Source organism: Ferrovibrio sp. (assembly GCF_035304305.1).
Taxonomy (GTDB): domain Bacteria; phylum Pseudomonadota; class Alphaproteobacteria; order Ferrovibrionales; family Ferrovibrionaceae; genus Ferrovibrio.
The window spans coordinates 1-4,236 of sequence record NZ_DATGQG010000118.1; the positions used below are offsets into that span (position 1 = coordinate 1).

The 4,236-nt window shown below is 66.4% G+C and carries 6 protein-coding genes; 1 reads left to right on the top strand and 5 read right to left on the bottom strand.

What is annotated here, in order from left to right; all coding sequences use genetic code 11:
* Both VKZ87_RS13455 and VKZ87_RS13460 read right to left on the bottom strand, forming a co-directional pair.
* On the bottom strand, positions 1–1,040 hold a 1,040-nt coding region (locus tag VKZ87_RS13455), incomplete at its 3' end, for an AbrB family transcriptional regulator (RefSeq protein WP_324221773.1).
* A complete protein-coding gene (locus tag VKZ87_RS13460) occupies positions 1,040–1,993 on the bottom strand; it encodes a M14 family metallopeptidase (RefSeq protein ID WP_324221774.1) in 954 nt (317 codons plus the stop codon). The genes VKZ87_RS13460 and VKZ87_RS13455, both read right to left, overlap by 1 nt.
* A gap of 147 nt (positions 1,994–2,140) precedes the next feature.
* Here VKZ87_RS13460 and VKZ87_RS13465 point away from each other — a divergent pair, with 147 nt between their 5' ends.
* Positions 2,141–2,374, top strand: coding sequence for a hypothetical protein (locus tag VKZ87_RS13465; protein ID WP_324221775.1), 234 nt, complete (start codon positions 2,141–2,143; stop codon positions 2,372–2,374).
* On the opposite strand, the gene VKZ87_RS13470 is transcribed toward VKZ87_RS13465, so the two are convergent.
* The 3 genes from VKZ87_RS13470 to VKZ87_RS13480 all read right to left on the bottom strand — a co-directional run.
* Entirely contained in the window at positions 2,371–2,883 is a 513-nt protein-coding gene (locus VKZ87_RS13470) for a GNAT family N-acetyltransferase (RefSeq protein WP_324221776.1), read from the bottom strand. The genes VKZ87_RS13465 and VKZ87_RS13470 overlap by 4 nt on opposite strands.
* Positions 2,884–2,984: 101 nt before the next feature.
* The gene (locus VKZ87_RS13475) at positions 2,985–3,944 is read right to left on the bottom strand and encodes a ribonucleotide-diphosphate reductase subunit beta (protein WP_324221777.1); all 960 of its coding nucleotides are present in this window, start codon (positions 3,942–3,944) and stop codon (positions 2,985–2,987) included.
* A 100-nt stretch (positions 3,945–4,044) separates the two neighbouring features.
* Positions 4,045–4,236 (bottom strand): hypothetical protein (locus tag VKZ87_RS13480; protein ID WP_414655654.1); only part of this gene is annotated, 192 nt, incomplete at its 5' end.

Sequence of the window (4,236 nt, forward strand, 5' to 3'; positions counted from 1 at the left end):
AAGGCGGCGGGGGCGGCGATCACCACCACGGCGATGCGGAAGACATGCATCGACGAGACGATGGCGACCTCGACGCCCAAACCCAGCGCGACCAGGCTCATCTCGGCCATGCCGCCGGGCGAGAGCACCAGCATCATCGCCTCGCGCGGGATGCCGGCGCGCTCGGCGAAGCCGAGGGTCAGGCCGAGCGCCAGCGCCAGCATGATGAAGGTGCCGAGCGTCGCCCAGAGCGCGATGCGGCCCACGGTGCGCAACGGTGTGCCGACGAAACGGCAGCCCAGGGCTGCCCCCATCACCACCTGGGCGACGGCGACGATCTCGGGCGGCGGCGTGGCGTCCGACAGGCCGAGCAGGTGGACGACGCCGGACACCAGCATCGGCCCGACCAGCACGGCGGCGGGGATGCGCAGGCGCCTGGCAAGATACCAGCCGGCCACGCCGCAGGCGGCGAGCAGCAGGCCCTCGAGCGGCACCAGCTCCCAGAAATGCCGGCCGACCGCCATCGGCGGCACGTCGAGTTTCTCCACGAAGCGGAAATAGACCGGCACGGTCATCACGGTGAGGAAGACGCGCAGCGCATGGGTGAGGATGATGCTGCGGCCGTCGCCGCCATAGGCCTCGCCCACCAGGGTCATTTCCTGCAGGCCGCCGGGTGTGGCGGCGAAATAGGCGGTTACCGGATCGAGCCGGGCGAAGCGGCGGAACAGGAGATAGCAGAGCGCGGTGGCGACCGGCACATAGACCAGCATCAGGATGATCAGGCCGAGCCATTCGCCGGCGCGCTCGATCATCTCCGGCTTGAAGGCGCTGCCCAGCATCACGCCGATCACCGCGATCATCACCGCGCGCAGGAAGCCGTCGACGCGAAGGGGGATCCGTTTGTCGGCGCCCGTCAGAACGGCGATGGCGACGAAAACCATGCTGCCCAGCATCCAGGCCAGCGGCATCCGCAGGTACAGGAAGACCGCGCCGCCCGCCGCGCCGAGGCAGAGCGCGGGGACGGAAAGCCAGAAGCTGCGCAGGATGGCGCGCGCCCGCATCAGCCTGCGATCAGGCGGCCCAGCCTCACGGCCGTCTGTCCCGGCTTCAGCCGCTTGGTGGGCATGACCAGCACGCAGTTGTCGTAAGGCGTGACGACCGGCCTTGGTCCGTCATGGGCGATCACCGTGCCGGCCTTCGCGATCGTCTCCATGCCGGTATAGGGCGCGGCAAAGCGGAAGGCATCGCTCTCGATGGTCACCGCATCGGTGACCTCGACGAATTTCTGCGCCGGCGGCTTCGCCGTCAGGCCATGGGCGGCCAGCACGGAGTCTTCGGCGATGCCGGTGGCATGCAGGAAGCGGAACATGGTTTCGATGGCGACGGTCCGGCTCGCCTGTTCCCAGTGCTGGCCGCATTCCACCAGCAGGGCATTCTTCGGGCTGGCCGGATCGCCGAAGCCGCCGTAATCACGCATGCGCAGGCCGGCCTTATGGCCGTGATCGGCAACCACGATGGCCGGTACGCCGACCTGGGCGGCGAATTCGCGCCCCTTCGCGAGCGGGCCCGAGAGCATCAGCGGCGGCGAGGGCTGCTGCATGGAATGCAGGTCCAGCAGCAGGTCGATCTCGGCGATCAGCGGTTCGATCTCGCGGGCGCGGTCGAGCTCGATCGAACGGCGCTCGCCGTCCAGCGCATTGGCGCCCCAGACGCGGTTCATGTCCTCGTCGATGAAGCGCGAGGCGACCGGCTCCTCGGGATCGAAGCGCAGATAGGCCGCCACGTTGCAGAAGATCACGGTAAGCCTGCCCCGGACCGGACGGAACTTCTCGCGCAGCAGCAGGTCCAGCGCATGGGCGCCGCAGACCTCGTTGCCGTGGATCAGCGCGGTGATGCCGACATGCGGCCCCGGTTTCCCCGAATCGAAATGATGGGCGTAGGGCACGCCTGTATTGCCCTCGCGGTATTGCTCGATGGGAATGGGCAGAAGGGGATTGGGAGGCAGGGCAGTCATCATCTGTCCGGTTCTGGAATAGGCCGCAGCGTGTATAACCCGGCTGCTCCGAAAAATCCCGGCCGGAGACAGCGAAATTATCAACCGGCCGCGCGTCGGTCCGCCGGCGGCTTGAGCGCAACCATGCCGCGGATTAGCCTTCGGGTCATGACCCCGGTGACCGGATCCTCCGCCGTTTCCTATGCCCTTGCCGGCCTGCGCCAGGCCGAAGCCGCGCAGCTCGCCGCGCTGAAGGCGGTCGGCAGCGGCAGCCTCAATCCCGACGTGATGGCGCACGCGGCCGCGATCCTGCAGAGCGCGCAGGGACAGGGCGGCGCGTCCCTGCTGGCGCTGCAGGCGAGCCTGCAGCAGCAGCGCTATTTCATCGATATCCTGGCCTAGACCGGACGTTTCATCGCCAGACGATTGGCCATGTCGAGACCGGCAGCGCGCTGGCGCTCCAGCACGCGCTGCAGCTCAGGGCCGATTTCGTCCGCGCCGATCTCGGTGAAGCCGAGCCGTGCATAATAGGGCGCGTTCCACGGCACATGGCGGAAGGTGGTCAGCGTCAGCGCCGGCAGATGCCGTTGCCGCGCCAGACCGGCCGCGGCGTCGAGCAGGCTGGCGCCCAGCCGCTGCCCGGCATGGTCGGGATGCACGTCCAGTTCGTGGATGTAGAGACAGCCATCGACGACCGCGCAGAGCGCGAAGCCGACGGGGCGGTCATCACCATCGGCGGCCACCAGCAGCAGACCGTCGCGCGCCGCCTGATGCAGTATGGCGGCAGGCACCGGATCGCCATCGGCCAGGTCCGGATAACCGACCTGCGCAAAGCCTTGCTGCGCCGCGCGCTCGATGGCGCGCAGGACTTCGGCTTCGTCGGAGCGGCCGGGGCGGATGGTGCGGGTCATGAAACAGTGAACGAAAACGCAGATGGCCGGGTCAAGCCCGGCCATGACATCGAAACATATCTGTCATGCCCGGGCTGGACCCGGGCATCCGCGTCTTTGCCTTACGCGAAGGCCTCTTCCCAGGTGCCCTGCGTCGAGGCCTTGGAATATTCCGTGGCGCGGTTCTCGAAGAAGTTGGTGTGCTCGACGCCGTTGAGCATGGCGTCCAGCCAGGGCAGCGGATTCTTCTCGATCCGGTACATCGGCTGCAGTTTCAGCTGCAGCAGGCGGCGGTCGGCGGTCCAGCGGATGTAGTCCTTCACCTCCTGCGCGGTGAGGCCCTGCACGCCGTCCACCGCGAAGGCGAGGTCGATGAAGGCATCCTCGTGGTCCACGATGGTGGAGCAGGCGACATAGAGGTCGCGCTGGAATTCCTCGGTCCAGATTTCCGGATTTTCCTCCACGAAGGTATGGAACAGCTTGATGATCGAGTTGGTGTGCAGCGTCTCGTCGCGCACCGACCAGGAGACGATCTGGCCCATGCCCTTCATCTTGTTCCAGCGCGGGAAATTCATCAGGATCGCAAACGAGGCGAAGAGCTGCAGGCCTTCGGTGAAGGCGCCGAACACGGCGAGTGTCTTGGCGATGTCGGCCTTCGTGTCGACGCCGAACTGCTGCATGTAGTCGTACTTGTCCTTCATCTCCTTGTAGCGGAGGAAGGCGGAGTATTCCTCTTCCGGCATGCCGATCGTGTCGAGCAGGTGCGAATAGGCGGCGATATGCACCGTCTCCATGTTGGAGAACGCAGCCAGCATCATCTGCACTTCGGTGGGTTTGAAGACCCGCGCGTAGTGCTTCATGTAGCAGTTGTTCACTTCCACGTCGGACTGCGTGAAGAAGCGGAAGATCTGCGTCAGCAGGTTCTTCTCGCCCGGCGTCAGCTTCTTCTGCCAGTCCTTCACGTCGTCGGCGAGCGGCACTTCCTCGGGCAGCCAGTGCAGGCGCTGCTGGGTCATCCAGGCCTCGTAGGCCCAAGGATACCGGAACGGCTTGTAGACCGGCTTGGCGTCCAGCAGCGACATGTCTCCCCCTCGAACTGAATGGTGGTGCGAGAGGTCACTATCGCAAGATGTTGTGGCTACTTCAAGAGGGCGCAGTCTAAATATGGGATTGCCCTGTGGATTAAACCGAGTCAAGCTCGCGCAAGCCGGTCGCGAGGCCGCGCAGTTCGGTGCGCAGGCGGGCCATGTCCTCGGGCCCCAGCGGCAGCAGGCAGAACAGGTCGCGCTGCAGGGCAGCGACCTCGCGTTCCAGGGCTCGGCCGCGGGCTGTCAGGCGGATCTCGACCTGGCGCTCGTCGTCCCGGCTGCGCCG